Source organism: Vibrio sp. R10-SG3-ISO10 (assembly GCF_059834185.1).
Genome location: NZ_JCBDHG010000020.1, coordinates 508,424 through 524,663 on the forward strand (window position 1 = coordinate 508,424; position 16,240 = coordinate 524,663).

Genomic DNA, 16,240 nt, shown 5'->3' on the forward strand with positions numbered 1-16,240 from the left:
TCTAGCTTCGCTTCTCAATAAATGCCAATAATTAGTAGAAATCCTGCCTTTTTAGAGGGCTATCTTGTTGTTTTGACGGTTAAATTGTACTCATTGAAGAAAAAAGTTGGCGAAAATCATGAGCTTGGCATACACTTTCCAAGGTAAAGCCGATATGTTGTTGATTGGCTTGGTGAAATGTTTAGGTGCTGCCTTGAGGCGGCAATGTTTAACACAGCTTTGAGGAAAGTTTTATGGCGCTCACAAAGGCCGATTTGGCTGAGAACCTGTTTGAAAAGCTCGGATACAGTAAACGGGATGCCAAGGAAACGGTTGAGGCGTTTTTCGAAGAGATTCGTAAGGCACTGGAAAGTGGCGAACAGGTAAAACTGTCTGGATTTGGTAATTTTGATCTTCGTGATAAGAATGAACGTCCAGGTCGAAACCCGAAGACAGGTGAAGACATTCCAATCAGTGCACGTCGCGTAGTGACCTTCCGCCCAGGGCAAAAATTAAAAGCCCGCGTTGAAAACATTAAGGTTGACTAGTTCTTAGCTCGCTAAGAGGCACATCCTGTATAGGGACTAGAAGCAATTCTAGTATCCCCATAGAAAAATACCCCAGCTAAGGCTAGGGTATTTTTGTATTTGGGGTCTGGAAACAGTTACTAGTCTCGTTTCCACAAAGCGTGGCAGAACTTATGTTCAGGATCGCGGCTGATTAACAGGCGAGCGAACACATCGTCCAATACATCGTCTTCTTCGTTGACTAAGCCAACGCGAACTTCCGCATAAACTTCTTTGTCTACGTCAAAGCCTACGTGCTCTACCCAGTCATCGCCAGTTTCAACTAACTCAGCCGCGCCGCGATCGTCGAATTGTGCTGTGAACAAAATGACGTCAGCAGGCTCTAGGTTATCAGGCGCCATTTCTAAAAAGATGTCGTAGGCCGTATCAATAGCGTCATCGTATGAGATCAGATCAGCCATAATTACGCGCGGCTCATGTATTTGCGTTCCGCCGTGTTGATCACGATGCGGTCGCCAGTTGCAATGTATTCAGGTACTTGAACTGTAAGACCCGTAGCAAAACGTGCAGGTTTTGTACGAGCAGAAGCAGAAGCGCCTTTGATTGAAGGGTCTGTTTCTTCAATAACGAGCTCAACAGCAGCAGGAAGCTCTAGGCCAACAGCATTGCCGTTGACTAGGATGACATGCAAACCTTGAATTTCTTCGGTCACGAACAGTAGTTCGTCTTCAATCTCGTCTTTCTTGAATGTGTATTGAGTGTAATCTTCATTGTCCATGAAGATGTACTCATCACCGTCAACGTATGAGAAAGCCGAGGCACGTTTGAACATGTCTACCGTTTCAACAACGTCATCAGATTTGTAGCGTTCATCAACGCGAGCACCTGTGTTTAGGTCTGTACAACGCAGTTTGTATATTTTAGCGCCGCCACGACCACCAGGAGTGGTTACTTCGATGTCTTTGATTAATAGCGTTTTACCGTTAGATTCGATAGCAAAACCTTTTTTAAGCTCACTTGCCTTTGGCATGAACAATTTCCTTCGTGTGTTAGGTATTAACGCGATTATATACCGACTCACTGGCTGAAGGAATATCTTGATTCATCCTGCACAGTGAGCGAACATTAACGCATTCAGTTCGATTATTTCGTGTTATCAATCAAATGCATCTTTCAACGATCAATCCTAAACAACCCTTTCAGCCGAACTATCAACCTGCGATTGATGATCTGGTTAGCTTTCTTAGAAATGGGCTAGGACAGAATCTGCATAGTGTTTATCTATATGGCAGTGTGGCACGTAAGACTGCAATACCCGGTTCGTCAAATTTAGATGTGATTGTGGTCACTCAATCTTCGTTTAGTGATCTGCGAACAACGCTATTTAACTCGATCAAATGGCGTTTTCAAAAATCTTACCCGCATATCACGGAAATCTCGTTTAAAACCGCTTTGGCTTCTGAAGTCGCAAGTCTGGATAGTATTTTCTCGTGGGGCTTTCAGCTTCGCCACTGCTCGGTGTGTATTTTTGGCGAAGACTTGTCAGAGTGTTTTGGTGATTATGAACCAAGTTGGGAAATCGCAAAGCATTGGAACATGGATGTCGAAGATTGGGTAGCGGTTTATCGCAATCGAATTGCTCGCTGTGACAAGCCAGAAGATCAAGTAAAAGCACAAAAAATTATCGCGAAAAAGCTACTGCGAGCAAGCTACTCACTGATCATGCACAAAGATAAGCAATGGTTTGATGATCCTGTAGAGTGCGGCCAAGCATTTCTTCGTTACCACCCTGACAAGCAGGTAGAGATAGAGCGGCTAGGTATTCTGCTATCTGGAAGAGCTATTCCCAAGCGTTCTGTGGTCGGTATCCTTGATGGGTTTGGTGATTGGATTGCCAAACAGTACAAAAAAACCGAGTTCAAAATAGGTTAAAACAGTCCTAGCTGCGGCTCACTGAGAGTCGTAAAGTCTAGTCCAATAAATGGCAAGATCGCTTCTGCAACAGGCTTTAGCTGTTTATCAATGTAGTGTTGATAGTCGATAGCGCTTTTTTGGTACTCTTCAGGCTCAGGACCCGCGATAGTGATGATGTATTCAATCCTACCTTTATTCTGATACTGCAATGGGCGGCCAAGTTGGCCGTTGATTTCATCTGCCATTCTGGCTGCGCGTACCTGAGGTGGAATGTTTTTCTGATATTCATGCAGCTTTCTTCTTAAGCGCTTTTGATAAACAAGTTTGTCATCGAAATCTCCGGCTTTTGTCTGCTCGACAAACCCACGAATATAATCGCTTGGATTCTCGCCATGAAATACCATTGAATAAAGCGTTTGTTGGAATTCTTGGGCTAATGGTGTCCAGTCTGTTCGAGCGCTCTCTAACCCTTTAAAAATCAGTCGCTCATTATCTCCCTCGCCAATAAGCCCGGCATAACGTTTTTTCGACCCTGTTTCCTGTCCACGAATCGTTGGCATTAAGAATTTTTTGTAGTGTGTTTCATACTCTAACTCCAACATTGAGTTGAGGTTGTATTCTTCACGCAGGTGTTTCGTCCACCATTCATTGATGTAGTCGACGAGCTGGTGGCCAATTTCATCGGCTTGTGATTGAGAGAACCGTCCGTTAAGTGAGACAAACGTTGAGTCAGTATCACCGTAGATAACTTGATAGCCTTTCTCTTCGATCAGTACCTTAGTTTGCTTCATGATCTCGTGACCTCGCATAGTGATACTGGAGGCTAATCGAGTATCGAAGAAGCGACACCCTGACGAACCAAGTACGCCATAGAAAGAGTTCATGATGATTTTTATCGCTTGAGAAAAGGCTTTTTCATTGTTCTTTTTGGCGACGTCTCGCGCAGCCCATAGGTTTTCGATCATTTCTGGTAAGAAATGATGAGTGCGGTGAAACTGTCCGCCTCTGAAACCTGGAACCGCTTGCTCTTCTTCAAGACCAACTTCTTGCTGTAATCCCTCTATTAACCCCATCGGGTCGATAAGAAAACTACGGATAATGGAAGGGTAAAGGCTCTTAAAATCGAGGACTAAAACTGAATCATAAAGATTTGGAATCGAGTCCATCACATAACCGCCGGGACTTGCTAGCCAGTTCTCAGGATGTAGGTTAGGTGCAACATAGCCAGCACGATGAATCTGAGGTAAGTAGAGATTGGTAAATGCGGCGACAGAGCCTCCAACACGGTCCAGCTCTACCCCAGTCAGTTTTGAGCGCTCGATAGCGAACTCTAGGAGGTGGGTATGGGCAAAAATCTTGTTAACCAACACACAATCTTGCAGGTTGTATTTGGCAAGTGAGGGTTTGTCATGGCGATACATCTGATTAATTTCGTCCATGCGATCATGCACGTTGTGAATTTGCTTACCTTCACCCAGTAACTCTTTTGATACGGCTTCTAAAGACCAACTGCGGAAGTGGTAGGTCGCAGTCTTAAGGGTATCAATTCCATCCATCACTACTCGGCCGGGAATCGATATAAAGGCTTGTTGAGTAGTGTTTGATGTGCGAAAAAAACTCGATTGCTTACCTCGACCTAGCATTAGCTTGACCTGATTCCTCTCGGCACGTTTGTGCAGTAGCCTGAAATCAAAGTCGATGACGTTCCAACCAACGATAACATCAGGATCGAACTGGCTAAACCAGTCAACCAGCGCTAGCAGCAACTCTTTCTCATTACTTACCCACTGTATGTCAGTATCGACCGGTTCTGGGCGTCCAATCATAATCACTCGGCTGTCCATTGGACTATCTAGCCCAATGGAGTAGAGCACGCCTTTTTCGGAACACTCAATATCTAATGACACCACTTTGAGTTCAGGGGTGTAATCGCCTTGACGACACTTCACCTGCTTAAATCGTAAGTGTGATGCATTGCTCTGCACTGCTCCGGTAAACTCCAGGCTGCCTTTTATAAAGCGCTCCATTAGGTAGCGGTCAGCAAGGCGAATGTCGTCTTCTAACACAACAATATCATGTTGCTTGAGATGCTCGCTGAGTACTTGAGCTTGCTTGATAGAGTGACAGTAACATGCGGCTACGGGTCGTAAGGCAAAGTCTTTCAGTGGTAAGGTTTTCCATTCGACTTGCAAGTTTTGGCTCTGCGCTTTGGCACTTTCCAACTGGTCTTGAAAGACAAAGAAGACTGGCTTCTCACCTTCAATCAACAGTTGGGTAGGGCCTTGTGGTGTGGATAACCAAAGATCTATCTGAGTAGTGCCTTTAATATCACGGGCTTGCCGAGTAAGTACGAATCCGTTTTGAATAGCCATGTAGAATTTATCAAAGAGATGACGCGGTAAACTTCCGCATACGTAGGGTATCACAAGCCCATAAAGTTAAATAGCAAGGGTCTTAAATACCACTTTGGGAGAGGTTGAGGTGGTAGAAAAATAACCACAAAAAGAAGCTAAGCGATTGATTATTAGATTAATAACAATTTAACTAGCAGTTATGAAAATAAGTACTTGCTAAACTTTGCGTTTCAGCACATATTCAGAGTAAGCGAAATTAGTATTATGAGTTAAACTAGGCAGCTGTACTGTATTCCACATGTGTGGAAGCAGAGCCAAGTTAAATAGTGTGGAGATACAAGTTTGATAAATGTTTTCCTTGTAGATGATCACGAGCTGGTTCGCACAGGGATACGACGTATTATTGAAGACGTCCGTGGAATGAACGTAGCAGGGGAAGCTGAAAGCGGTGAAGAAGCAGTAAAATGGTGTCGTAGTAACCATGCTGACGTCATTTTAATGGATATGAATATGCCGGGTATTGGTGGCCTAGAGGCAACCAAGAAGATCCTGCGTTTTAATCCTGATGTCAAAATCATCGTTTTAACTGTTCATACGGAAAATCCGTTTCCAACTAAAGTGATGCAGGCAGGTGCCGCAGGTTACCTGACCAAAGGTGCGGGGCCAGATGAAATGGTCAACGCGATTCGTATGGTGAATAGTGGTCAACGCTACATCTCACCAGAAATTGCTCAACAGATGGCACTTAGCCAATTTTCTCCGGCTTCGGAAAACCCATTTGCCGATCTGTCTGAGCGCGAGCTGCAAATCATGATGATGATTACCAAAGGGGAGAAGGTGACTGACATTTCAGAGCAGTTAAACCTGAGCCCTAAAACGGTAAACAGCTACCGCTATCGTTTGTTTAATAAACTCGACATTAGCGGTGACGTTGAATTGACTCACCTAGCGATTCGACACGGAATGATCGACACCGAGACATTATAGGGCGCCATTACCATCAATGTTTTTCAGATCCAATACATGGTAATGGTATGACCCAATTTGATTCGGCCTCTTTCCTTAAAACAGTAACCAATCAGCCCGGCGTTTATCGTATGTATAATGCCGAGGCTGTGGTTATCTATGTTGGTAAAGCCAAAGACCTCAAAAAGCGCCTTTCAAGCTATTTCAGAATCAAAGTAGATAGTGAGAAAACGCGTGCTCTCGTCAGTAATATTGCCAAAATTGATGTCACGGTGACTCACACCGAGACGGAAGCTCTGATCCTTGAGCACAACTACATCAAACAGTACCTGCCTAAATACAACGTATTGTTACGTGATGATAAGTCTTATCCGTACATATTTATCAGCGGACATAAGCACCCAAGACTTTCGATGCATCGCGGTGCTAAAAAGCGCAAAGGCGAATATTTTGGCCCTTACCCTGACTCAGGCGCAGTTCGAGAAACGCTTCATCTTATCCAAAAAATATTTCCGGTTCGCCAATGTGAAGACACGGTGTACAGCAACCGAACTCGCCCTTGTCTGATGTATCAAATTGGTCGTTGCGCTGCGCCTTGCGTCAGTAGTGTTATTTCCGATGATGACTATAGCGAGCTAGTTGATTTAGTACGTTTGTTTCTTCAAGGCAAAGACCAACAAGTTCTGAGTTCTTTGGTTGAAAAAATGGAGCAGGCGAGCCAATCTTTACGTTTTGAAGAGGCAGCCAAGTTCCGCGATCAAATCCAAGCAATACGCCGCGTGCAAGAGCAGCAATTTGTTTCCGAAGACTCTATGGACGATATGGATGTGCTCGGTTTTGCTCAAGAAAATGGCATTGCCTGTATTCATATCTTGATGATTCGCCAAGGTAAGGTGTTGGGTAGCCGCAGCCATTTTCCTAAAATTCCCAATAGTACGACTCAGCAAGAAGTGTTTTACAGCTTCTTGAGCCAATACTACTTAAGCCATAATGAGGCGAGAACCATTCCAACCCGACTCATACTCAACACGGGCTTAATGGATGATTCTGACTCGCTGGCCGAAGCGCTCTCAGGGATTGCGGGTCGTAAGGTACATTTTCATGTCAACCCGACAGGCACACGTGGTAGATACCTAAAGCTCTCTAACACTAACGCGTTAACGGCCATTACGACCAAGATCAACCACAAAATGACGATTTCTCAGCGTTTCAAAGAACTGCGAGAGCTACTTGGAATGGAAAGTATAACGCGCATGGAGTGTTTTGATATTTCTCATACTATGGGTGAGAGCACGATTGCTTCCTGCGTTGTGTTTAATCATGAAGGGCCAGTTAAGCAAGAGTATCGTCGTTACAATATCTCTGGAATTACTGGTGGTGATGACTATGCGGCGATGGGGCAGGCACTAGAGCGCCGTTACTCGAAACAACTCGAAGTAGAAAAGATTCCAGATATCGTATTTATCGATGGTGGTAAAGGGCAACTCAACCGCGCCCATGAGATTATTTCTCAATATTGGGGAGACTGGCCAAAGCGACCACATTTGATCGGCATCGCAAAAGGCGTGACTCGCAAACCAGGACTGGAAACATTGATTACGGTGGAAGGGGATGAGTTTAACCTACCTAGCGACGCCCCAGCGCTGCATCTTATGCAGCATATTCGGGATGAAAGCCACAATCATGCGATTGCTGGTCACCGAGCTAAGCGCGGAAAAACGCGTAGAACCAGTGCCTTAGAAGGTATTGAAGGGGTCGGGCCAAAGCGTCGCCAAGCCTTACTTAAATACATGGGCGGTCTACAAGAACTAAAACGAGCCAGTGTTGAAGAAATCGCCAAAGTGCCGGGTATTAGTGTTTCTTTGGCAGAAAACATTTATCAAGCATTGAAACAATAATAAAAATCCCGCACCATAAGGCGCTGTTTGAAGCACCAAATAGAGCCATACGCAAACAAAAAGAGCCTTAAATAAATATGCGTTTAAATATCCCGAACATATTGTCTTTGTTGCGACTTTTCTTGATACCAGTATTTGTCGTTGTGTTTTACCTCCCTTATAGCTGGTCTCCTTTTGCCGCTGCAATGGTGTTTTGGGTTGCTGGGTTTACAGATTGGCTAGATGGCATGCTGGCTCGAAAACTGGGCCAAACCTCTCGTTTTGGTGCATTTATCGATCCGGTAGCGGATAAAGTACTGGTTGCGACAGCGCTAATTTTAATTACAGAACATTACCACAGCATTTGGATCACGATTCCGGCAGTGACAATGATCGCTCGTGAAATCATCATTTCAGCATTACGCGAGTGGATGGCGGAAATTGGTAAACGAGCGAGTGTGGCGGTTTCTTGGGTGGGCAAGGTTAAAACGCTCAGTCAGATGTTTGCTTTATGGGTTCTTATTTGGCGGTACGATGATTGGATGATTTGGGTTGGTTATGCGGCATTGTACATTGCGACCTTCCTGACTTACTGGTCGATGGCACAGTATCTCATGGCAGCAAAAGATGATTTGCTGAGTGAAGAACACCACTGATTTTTAAAGCGGGCAAGAGCCCGCTTTTTTGTATCTTGCATTTTCGTAAACGCAATTAACTCAGTGGATTTACTCATTTATTTGCTAACAAACTCGTTAATTTGAGTCGTTTTGCACGTTTAATAGACAAACGATTCGAAAATTCAAAATTAGTGTTGACTCATTAGTTCGAATGCGTAGAATGCATCCCGTACCCAAGAGGAATCGAGTGAATAACTCTTCATCTTGGTATTACAGAGGCGCGTTGGCAGAGTGGCTATGCAGCGGATTGCAAATCCGTGGACCTCGGTTCGACTCCGGGACGCGCCTCCATTTGCGACACTAGCTCAGTTGGTAGAGCGCAACCTTGCCAAGGTTGAGGTCACGAGTTCGAACCTCGTGTGTCGCTCCAAATTATTTTGATAACGATTCCTCAAGGGTCGATATCACGGATGGTGTCTCCATCACAAATTTAGATTTGTGTGCCCTGGTGGTGGAATTGGTAGACACAAGGGATTTAAAATCCCTCGGCGTTCGCGCTGTGCCGGTTCAAGTCCGGCCCGGGGCACCATCTAATCTAACGCATTATGCGACACTAGCTCAGTTGGTAGAGCGCAACCTTGCCAAGGTTGAGGTCACGAGTTCGAACCTCGTGTGTCGCTCCAAGTTTAAAACCCTAGCAGAAATGCTAGGGTTTTTTGCTATATATACGTTACCCATCTTATCTCTGCTACAACTCTCAAGTCCTGATTGATTTTTGAACATTCATTGTGAATTTATTTATAAATCGAATAAAATAAACGTTCGATTATATGAAGTTGCTCCAAGAGTTGTAGGATGAGTTCGAATGGGTAGACCAAACTGGTTAGTTGACAGTACTTTCTGTTTAGGAGAGTCGTGTAGTTCTACTTCGCATTATTCATATGCTTCGTCTGCGAAAGATATCTGCTACCTGTTTTTTTCTAATGGGTCGTTGATTAGTGCAAATAGCGAGCACTAACCTTGACTAAGATGATCCCTAAGCTTGTCGCGAGATTTTCTATTAATCAGATGTTGGTTATCTCGCATCTGTTGTTGGTCGTTATTTTGGTTGCTGGCTTTAGCTATGCACGTTACCAAAGCGAGTGGCACCGTCACATCGATTATTCTGCGTCGATCGCCAAGCTCACCTTAGCGCCACATATTCCTTTGATATCAAGCTCCGTAGCCGGAATCAACTACGCCAACCTCACTATGCCAAGCACTAAACAGATGCTGGCATCGATTGATGATCTGGAGTTTGTGGAGATTGCAGGACAGTCTGATTACTCCAATCAAGAGGTTCAAGTACGGTACTTTAAACGTTTTGATTATTTATGGCGCGCAGATGTAAAGCAGGAAGAAATAGCGGAGCATGAGAAAAAGCTCAATGCATTGACAGCTCAGATTGAAGCTAATGGCACTAAAAACTTAACCAAGTACAGAAAGTTAGTGTTCATTGAGAACAGAGTTAAACGCGAACATGCAGCGTTACTCGAAAGCCTCTACGTCTCCAACAATGTATTCATACCTTGGAGTAAGCCGGAAGTCACTACAGATTCCTACTACCTTGATGAGGAGTTATGCACGCTTAATGTGGTCTTACCTTTGACCAATAAAAACGGTGGTGAGATTTGGGCAGTATTTGACGCGAGCGAATTGACTCAGCTACAGCGTTCGTTACTTGAAGAGATTATCGCTGAAGCTATCGTTGCACTCGCCATTTCATTGATTCTGATCGGTTGGGTCTCTCATTGGATTGTCTCACCCCTTAAATCTCTCGCTGAACATATGCGATCAGGAGAGTCAAACAGTGACCTTACTGATTTCGCTGAACTGAATCGAAGTGACGAAATTGGCCAGCTCGCTAGAGCCTATCAAGGGTTACTGATAAAACTCGATAATCAACTTAACATCTTGCGCACCAAATCGGATACCGACCCACTTACAGGGCTCGGTTCACGTCATAAATATTCTCGTACCGCCGTGCCTTTCCTTAAGCGCCATTTAGCCAAAGGGCATTATGTGGGTTTGATAGTTTGCGATGTCGATAACTTTAAAGCATTTAACGATATATACGGCCATACAGAAGGTGACAACGCATTGTCTAGAGTCGGAAGTAAGATCAAGCAATTGGCCCGTGATAGCGATCTAGCATTCCGTTATGGTGGTGAGGAGTTTGTTATTTTTTGCGCTCGACCTGACTTGAGTCAACTCGCGAACTTCACAGAGCGTTTGAGGCACGAGATCGCAGGATTGGATTTAATTCATGAAGGTAACCAACCTTTTGGTATTGTTACTGCGTCTGTAGGTGGTGCCGTTGCCCAGCAGCAAGATTTGTATGATAGATTCAACACCCATCAAGAGCTACAGGAAGCGATGTTTAATCTAGCAGACAAAGCCTTGTATGAGTGTAAGCAGAGTGGTCGCAATAAAGTCATTTGGTCGAGTAGCTTTGAGTGCAAAGCAGTGAGCACCTGAATGTGCTCACTATGCTATTCTTCCTTTACTAAACGATAAATTTTCCCACTATCAGTGCTAAATAGAATTTCTCCATTTGGCAATGCTTCGAGGTCGCGAATACGTTCGCCTAGGTCTTCTAGGATTCTTTGCTCATCAACCACTTGGCTATCTTTTAAAGTCAAAACGTTGATATGAGTGAGTTTGAGTGCACCCGCAAGGAGTTTTCCAGATAGACCTGGGTGCTTATCGCCACGATACAGTATTAAAGAACTCGGTGCGATAGAGGGAATGTACACTTTTTTTGGAGAGGTGATCCCCTCTTTTTCTGTTGATTCTCCGACCGCAATGGGTCCCCAGTATTCTTTGCCGTGAGACGTCACAGGCCAACCGTAATTGGCTTTCTTGGTGATTAGGTTAACTTCATCACCACCTCTAGGGCCGTGCTCAATGGACCAAAGACTCTTACTTTCACCATCAAAGAAAAGTCCTTGAGGGTTTCTATGACCGTAGCTCCAAATCTCATCTAATTTTCCTTCGTCCGCGACAAACGGGTTGTCTTGAACGGCTTGACCATTCGTTTGCACCCGAAGAATACTTCCTGCGTGGGTAGTGAGATCTTGTCCGTTGTCGCGTTCACCTCGGTCTCCAACGCTAAAGTACAAATACTGCGAGTCAAAGGCGATTCGGCTGCCAAAATGACGCCCGCCATCGGAGCCTGAGCGAGTCACTAACATATCTTGCCACTTTGATAGGCGACCATTTTGATAAGCAGCTTTGGCTAGTGTCGTTTCTATCGCTTTACCAACGGATTTTGAATAGGTGATATAGATTTGAGTAGGGTCAAAAGGGGAGACAGCTATGTCAAGGAGCCCTCCCTGACCAGTTACATGTACGTCCGGAACTTTACCAATGTCTTGGTAGGTGTTGTTTTCAAGGTTTAGCACACCAACGGTGCCGTTTTTTTCACTTACGAGCACTTTACTGTCGCCGAGATAGCTAAGTCCCCAAGGCACATTGAGGCCTGCCACGAGGGGTTCCGCGTACCAATTGTTGGCGAAAACACTAGATGTCGAGAATATTCCTAAGCCAAGTAACGTTAAAAAATTTTTCATACAAGATCCATTTGAAATTAGCTTACCAAGCAATAGTAGCACTTGGGTTAATTCATTACTGTCATAAATGTTTTACCTAACTTTTTCTTGATATGATCAATAAATGCGCTATTATGACGATGTGTCAAAAATGACGAATCGTCATTAATGGTATTTATAACGTAATTGGTATTCGTGTTACAATAGTAAGGTTAGGGAGTAAACGACTGAGACGGATTAGATAATCATGTTTGGTTTTGGCTGTAGTAAGAGTGATAAAAAAGAAGGTTCCAGCTGCTCATTTGGTTTGACTAAAAAGCAGCAGGCGATTGCAGATAGAGAGGTAGAACTCACTCTATTAGCGAAATCGCTTGTCCAAGAGCAAGGGTGGAGTAACTTGACGATGGACAAGTTAACTTCAGCGAGTGCGTATTCTAAAGGCACGATTTACAATCATTTTTGCAGTAAAGAAGACGTGATTATGGCGCTGTGCATACATTCACTGAAAAGTGAGGCTGTTTTGTTTGCGCGCGCTGGTGAATTTGAAGGCAACACCCGTGAAAAGGTGATTGCGCTGCACGTTGGTTATCGTATTTACGCTCGTATGGAGCCAGTACTGTCAACGTGTGCGATTATGGCAAAGAGCCCTTGGGTCCTTGAGAAAGCCTCCCCAGAAAGGGTAAAAGAGCTAAATACTCTCGAAGAACAAGTTATTGAACATGCTGATCAACTTGTACTTAATGGAGTAGAGCAGGGAGACTTGAAGTTCTCTCCTGGTATTGGCTCTGATGCTATCGTATTTGCCAACTGGTCAATTGCTTTTGGTTCAAATGCATTGACACAGAATGCTTCAAATAGCCATTGTATCAATCGTTTGCAAGATCCCTATACCGTACTCAATAACGCCAACATGTTATTGGATGGCTTGGCTTGGAAGCCTTTATCGACAGAGTGGGATTATCGAAAAACTTGGCGCAGAGTAGAGCAAGAGTTGTTCGCCCAAGAGATAGATTATCTAGAGTCTGTAGGTCGATAGGCTAAAAGTATTTCATCATCAAAGCCCGTAAGGGCTTTTAAAATCACCATTTTTGACGAATCGTCACATAAAGCACTAATACTCAGAATCTAATTAACAGGTTCAGAGGTTGTTACTTAAGTACCAGCATTTGCTGGTTTTTAATTAACCGCTTTTGACGAAACGTCACAAATGGAGAGTGTGATGACTGCCCAACTAAATAATTCAAAACAGCCTTCTACTTGGCTGACCATGCCGACTCGCTTTAGCTGGTGGGTGTTACTTATAACGCTGGCGATAGTCACTGTTTCAACAATTGGAGGAAAAAATCTCTATTTTAGAGGTGATTACAATATCTTCTTCGATGGACAAAACGCTCAATTAAGAGCGTTTGATGAGATTCAAACGACATTTGCAAAATCAGATAATCTTGCCATCGTAATTGCACCTGCTGGCGGCAATGTGTTTGAACCTGACATTCTGACCTTGGTTCAACAGCTTACTCAAGATGCATGGCAAGTCCCTTATTCTAGCCGTGTCGACTCTATCGCAAACTATCAGCACACCGAAGCTTACGAAGATGATCTGATCGTCGAAGATCTGCTGCTGGAAGATTACCCTTTAACGCCAGAGCGGATTGAAAAGGTCAAGCGTATTGCACTCTCAGAGCCGGTGATTAAAGACTCCCTGATTTCACAAAAAGGCGATGTCACAGTAGTTAACGTAACTGTTCAAATGCCTGAAATTGACGAAACGGCGGAAGTGGTTGAAATCGTTACTCACATTGATCAGTTGCTAGCCAAATATCAATCTCAATACCCACAGGTTGAGTTTCATAAAGCCGGTATCATCGCTATGAACCACGCGTTTATGACCTCAGCCCAAGAAGACAGTTCAACGCTAGTGCCCACTATGCTACTGGTCATTCTCGTATTTCTAACTCTGATGCTGCGTTCGTTCCTAAGTGTGGTGGCGACGTTAGTCATCATCATAGGTTCTGTTGCTGCGACTATGGGGATCTCTGGCTGGGCTGGAATGTTCCTAAGTACCGCGACTGTAAATATACCTACCTTAGTGATGACGCTAGCGGTTGCTGACTGCGTGCATGTAATCGCAACCATGAGGCAAAATCTTAAGAAAGGCTACAGTAAGTCTTACGCGATAGACCAAAGCGTTGCCATCAACTTTATGCCAATCGTAATTACCTCGGTCACTACGGCAATTGGCTTCTTGATGATGAACATGTCTGACTCACCGGTACTGCGAGATTTCGGCAACTTGGCTGCGCTTGGAGTTATGATTGCCTGTTTCCTATCTGTGTCTATGCTACCGGCAATGCTGAAACTGTTACCTATTAAAGTCAAAGCTGTCGATGAGAAGGCAGCAGCGTCGCAAGACTTTATGGATATACTCGGTGACAAGGTCGTTCGTTACCGTAAGGCATTGCTGCCAATTTCGGCGTTAGTCATTGCCGTTTCTGCAAGTTTACTACCGCTGAACAAAGTGAACGATGAGTCCGTTAAATACTTCGATTCACGCAGTGATTTCCGCCAAGCGGCTGACTTTATGGAAGAGCGCATTAGCGGAATGACAAGCATCAGTATTGCGGTCAAAACCGGTGAATCACAAGGTATTGCTGATCCTACATTCCTAAAAACAATGGGTGATTTTACCCATTGGCTGCGTTTGCAACCAGAGACCGACCATGTTGCTACCTTGTCAGACGTTTATAAGCGCCTTAACAAGAACATGCATGCTGATGACGACAGCTATTTTAAGCTGCCACTGGATAGAGAGTTAGCCGCGCAGTACCTGCTACTTTATGAGATGTCCTTGCCTTACGGCCTAGACCTCAACAACCAGGTCAACGTCGACAAGTCGTCTATCAAGCTGGTTGTGACGGTTGATAACTTAGGCAGTGTTGAGCTAGTGGAGTTGGAAGAACGCATCTACAACTGGTTTGCGACCAATGGTCCTCAGTATCAAGTTGTTGCGTCTAGTCCGTCGCTTATGTTCGCCCATATTGGTGAAACGAATATGGCTAGTATGTTGTCGACACTCCCCATCACCTTGATCCTGATCTCCGCGTTGATGGTGTTTGCTCTACGTTCAACTCGCTTGGGATTGATAAGTATTGTGCCAAACATGGCACCAGCCATTATCGGTTTTGGGTTATGGGCGCTTCTTTCAGGTGAAATTAACCTTGGATTATCGGTTGTCGTGACGCTGACTCTAGGTATCGTCGTCGATGATTCGGTTCACTTCTTATCTAAATATCAACGTGCACGTAAACAGGGGCAATCTGCCGAACAAGCGGTGCGATATGCCTTCCACACGGTCGGCCGAGCCTTATGGATAACCACTGTTGTGTTAGTCGCAGGTTTCTCAGTTCTAGCAATGTCGAGCTTCAGACTTAACTCTGATATGGGGCAGCTTAGCGCCATGGTGATCTTTATTGCTCTTGTGGTCGACTTTATCTTCTTACCTGCGTTGCTGATGCGTTTTGATACCGCTAGCTACGTTGAAGGAACAGAAAATAAGCCCCAACAAACTCGTCCCACCCCAATTCCACAAACTCAAAGCTAAAAGGATTTCACTATGAATACTCAAACAAAATTAATGATCAAAGCCGTCGCCCTTTCAGCCATGGTTGTGTTTTCTAACCAAGTCGTGGCTTCACCAGAGCGAGGGTTAGAAATTGCTACTGAACGTAAAGCTCGCGATGAAGGTTGGGGTGATTCGGTTGCGACAATGAAGATGATTCTAAAGAACGCCCAGGGTGAAAGCAGTACTCGTGAAATGCGCTTAAAGTCGTTCGAAATCGACGGGGATGGCGATAAAGGTCTCACCATCTTCGACCAACCGCGAGATGTGAAGGGTACAGCCTTTCTTAACCATTCACACAGTATCGAAGCTGATGACCAATGGCTGTATTTGCCTGCGTTAAAGCGTGTTAAACGTATCTCTTCACGCAATAAGTCAGGGCCTTTTATGGGCAGCGAGTTTGCCTACGAGGACTTAAGCTCGTTTGAGTTGGAGAAGTACACCTTCAACTATTTGGGCGATAAAGAGGTTAATGGCACACCAACTTATCTGCTTGAGCAGATCCCAACAGATAAGAACTCTGGTTATACCAAGCAACTTGTCTGGCTAGATAAGGAGCACTATCGCCCGCTGAAAGTTGAGTTCTATGATCGCAAAGGAGCACTGCTAAAAACCTTGCAGTTTGACGAATACAAACAGTACCTAAGCCAGTACTGGCGTGCCCATACCATGGCAATGGTGAACCACCAAACGGGTAAGAGCACCACGCTGACCACGAGTGATCTCGATTTCCAAACTGGATTGAGAGAAAAGGATTTCGAAAAGAATGTTCTTAAGCGCGTGAAGTAAGAGGCGAT

At 44.6% G+C, this 16,240-nt stretch carries 13 protein-coding genes and 4 tRNA genes; 13 read left to right on the forward strand and 4 right to left on the reverse strand.

Features of this window, described 5'->3' with window-relative positions; all coding sequences use genetic code 11:
• Positions 1–233 precede the first annotated feature (233 nt).
• Positions 234–527, forward strand: coding sequence for an integration host factor subunit alpha (gene ihfA / locus AC6R16_RS12360; protein WP_004746689.1), 294 nt, complete (start codon positions 234–236; stop codon positions 525–527).
• A gap of 119 nt (positions 528–646) precedes the next feature.
• Here the strand turns inward: ihfA and AC6R16_RS12365 are convergent, their stop codons facing one another.
• A complete protein-coding gene (locus AC6R16_RS12365) occupies positions 647–967 on the reverse strand; it encodes an HI1450 family dsDNA-mimic protein (RefSeq protein WP_500674534.1) in 321 nt (106 codons plus the stop codon).
• Positions 968–969: 2 nt separating this feature from the next.
• Complete coding sequence (yeiP, locus tag AC6R16_RS12370; protein WP_272786867.1) at positions 970–1,536, reverse strand: elongation factor P-like protein YeiP; 567 nt, start codon at positions 1,534–1,536, stop codon at positions 970–972.
• Between the two features lie 134 nt (positions 1,537–1,670).
• Here yeiP and AC6R16_RS12375 point away from each other — a divergent pair, with 134 nt between their 5' ends.
• Positions 1,671–2,438, forward strand: coding sequence for a nucleotidyltransferase domain-containing protein (locus tag AC6R16_RS12375; RefSeq protein WP_500674535.1), 768 nt, complete (start codon positions 1,671–1,673; stop codon positions 2,436–2,438).
• On the opposite strand, the gene AC6R16_RS12380 is transcribed toward AC6R16_RS12375, so the two are convergent.
• Positions 2,435–4,792 (reverse strand): DNA polymerase II, encoded by a 2,358-nt coding sequence (locus AC6R16_RS12380; RefSeq protein WP_500674536.1) that lies wholly within the window; start codon positions 4,790–4,792, stop codon positions 2,435–2,437. The genes AC6R16_RS12375 and AC6R16_RS12380 overlap by 4 nt on opposite strands.
• A gap of 324 nt (positions 4,793–5,116) precedes the next feature.
• On the opposite strand from AC6R16_RS12380, the gene uvrY reads away from it, so the two are divergent.
• From uvrY to AC6R16_RS12420, 8 genes are all read left to right on the forward strand, one after another.
• Entirely contained in the window at positions 5,117–5,761 is a 645-nt protein-coding gene (uvrY, locus tag AC6R16_RS12385) for a UvrY/SirA/GacA family response regulator transcription factor (protein ID WP_004746682.1), read from the forward strand.
• Positions 5,762–5,808: 47 nt separating this feature from the next.
• The gene (gene uvrC, locus AC6R16_RS12390; RefSeq protein ID WP_500674537.1) at positions 5,809–7,638 is read left to right on the forward strand and encodes an excinuclease ABC subunit UvrC; all 1,830 of its coding nucleotides are present in this window, start codon (positions 5,809–5,811) and stop codon (positions 7,636–7,638) included.
• 77 nt (positions 7,639–7,715) lie between these two features.
• Positions 7,716–8,273, forward strand: coding sequence for a CDP-diacylglycerol--glycerol-3-phosphate 3-phosphatidyltransferase (gene pgsA, locus AC6R16_RS12395; protein ID WP_500639052.1), 558 nt, complete (start codon positions 7,716–7,718; stop codon positions 8,271–8,273).
• A 238-nt stretch (positions 8,274–8,511) separates the two neighbouring features.
• Positions 8,512–8,585, forward strand: a tRNA-Cys gene (locus AC6R16_RS12400).
• 3 nt (positions 8,586–8,588) lie between these two features.
• A tRNA-Gly gene (locus AC6R16_RS12405) sits at positions 8,589–8,664 on the forward strand.
• Positions 8,665–8,736: 72 nt separating this feature from the next.
• Positions 8,737–8,823, forward strand: a tRNA-Leu gene (locus AC6R16_RS12410).
• 18 nt (positions 8,824–8,841) lie between these two features.
• Positions 8,842–8,917 (forward strand) — tRNA-Gly (locus tag AC6R16_RS12415).
• A 346-nt stretch (positions 8,918–9,263) separates the two neighbouring features.
• Positions 9,264–10,751: a diguanylate cyclase gene (locus tag AC6R16_RS12420; protein WP_500674660.1), complete on the forward strand. Its 1,488-nt coding sequence runs from the start codon at positions 9,264–9,266 to the stop codon at positions 10,749–10,751.
• Between the two features lie 14 nt (positions 10,752–10,765).
• Here AC6R16_RS12420 and AC6R16_RS12425 read toward each other — a convergent pair whose 3' ends face one another.
• Positions 10,766–11,845 carry a PQQ-dependent sugar dehydrogenase gene (locus tag AC6R16_RS12425; RefSeq protein ID WP_500674538.1) on the reverse strand — a complete coding sequence of 360 codons (1,080 nt, stop codon included), beginning with the start codon at positions 11,843–11,845 and terminating at the stop codon, positions 10,766–10,768.
• Positions 11,846–12,071: 226 nt separating this feature from the next.
• On the opposite strand from AC6R16_RS12425, the gene AC6R16_RS12430 reads away from it, so the two are divergent.
• The 3 genes from AC6R16_RS12430 to AC6R16_RS12440 all read left to right on the forward strand — a co-directional run bounded on the left by AC6R16_RS12430 (position 12,072) and on the right by AC6R16_RS12440 (position 16,232).
• A complete protein-coding gene (locus tag AC6R16_RS12430; protein ID WP_049846982.1) occupies positions 12,072–12,860 on the forward strand; it encodes a TetR/AcrR family transcriptional regulator in 789 nt (262 codons plus the stop codon).
• Positions 12,861–13,043: 183 nt separating this feature from the next.
• Complete coding sequence (locus AC6R16_RS12435; protein ID WP_500674539.1) at positions 13,044–15,425, forward strand: efflux RND transporter permease subunit; 2,382 nt, start codon at positions 13,044–13,046, stop codon at positions 15,423–15,425.
• 12 nt (positions 15,426–15,437) lie between these two features.
• Entirely contained in the window at positions 15,438–16,232 is a 795-nt protein-coding gene (locus tag AC6R16_RS12440; RefSeq protein WP_500674540.1) for an outer membrane lipoprotein-sorting protein, read from the forward strand.
• Positions 16,233–16,240: the final 8 nt, after the last annotated feature.

Bases quoted from the DNA above. Each gene is read 5' to 3' on its own strand.
- ihfA (WP_004746689.1), top strand. From the start codon at position 234: ATGGCGCTCACAAAGGCCGATTTGGCTGAGAACCTGTTTGAAAAGCTC.
- AC6R16_RS12365 (WP_500674534.1), bottom strand. From the start codon at position 967: ATGGCTGATCTGATCTCATACGATGACGCTATTGATACGGCCTACGAC.
- yeiP (WP_272786867.1), bottom strand. From the start codon at position 1,536: ATGCCAAAGGCAAGTGAGCTTAAAAAAGGTTTTGCTATCGAATCTAAC.
- AC6R16_RS12375 (WP_500674535.1), top strand. From the start codon at position 1,671: ATGCATCTTTCAACGATCAATCCTAAACAACCCTTTCAGCCGAACTAT.
- AC6R16_RS12380 (WP_500674536.1), bottom strand. From the start codon at position 4,792: ATGGCTATTCAAAACGGATTCGTACTTACTCGGCAAGCCCGTGATATT.
- uvrC (WP_500674537.1), top strand. From the start codon at position 5,809: ATGACCCAATTTGATTCGGCCTCTTTCCTTAAAACAGTAACCAATCAG.
- pgsA (WP_500639052.1), top strand. From the start codon at position 7,716: ATGCGTTTAAATATCCCGAACATATTGTCTTTGTTGCGACTTTTCTTG.
- AC6R16_RS12420 (WP_500674660.1), top strand. From the start codon at position 9,264: ATGATCCCTAAGCTTGTCGCGAGATTTTCTATTAATCAGATGTTGGTT.
- AC6R16_RS12425 (WP_500674538.1), bottom strand. From the start codon at position 11,845: ATGAAAAATTTTTTAACGTTACTTGGCTTAGGAATATTCTCGACATCT.
- AC6R16_RS12430 (WP_049846982.1), top strand. From the start codon at position 12,072: ATGTTTGGTTTTGGCTGTAGTAAGAGTGATAAAAAAGAAGGTTCCAGC.
- AC6R16_RS12435 (WP_500674539.1), top strand. From the start codon at position 13,044: ATGACTGCCCAACTAAATAATTCAAAACAGCCTTCTACTTGGCTGACC.
- AC6R16_RS12440 (WP_500674540.1), top strand. From the start codon at position 15,438: ATGAATACTCAAACAAAATTAATGATCAAAGCCGTCGCCCTTTCAGCC.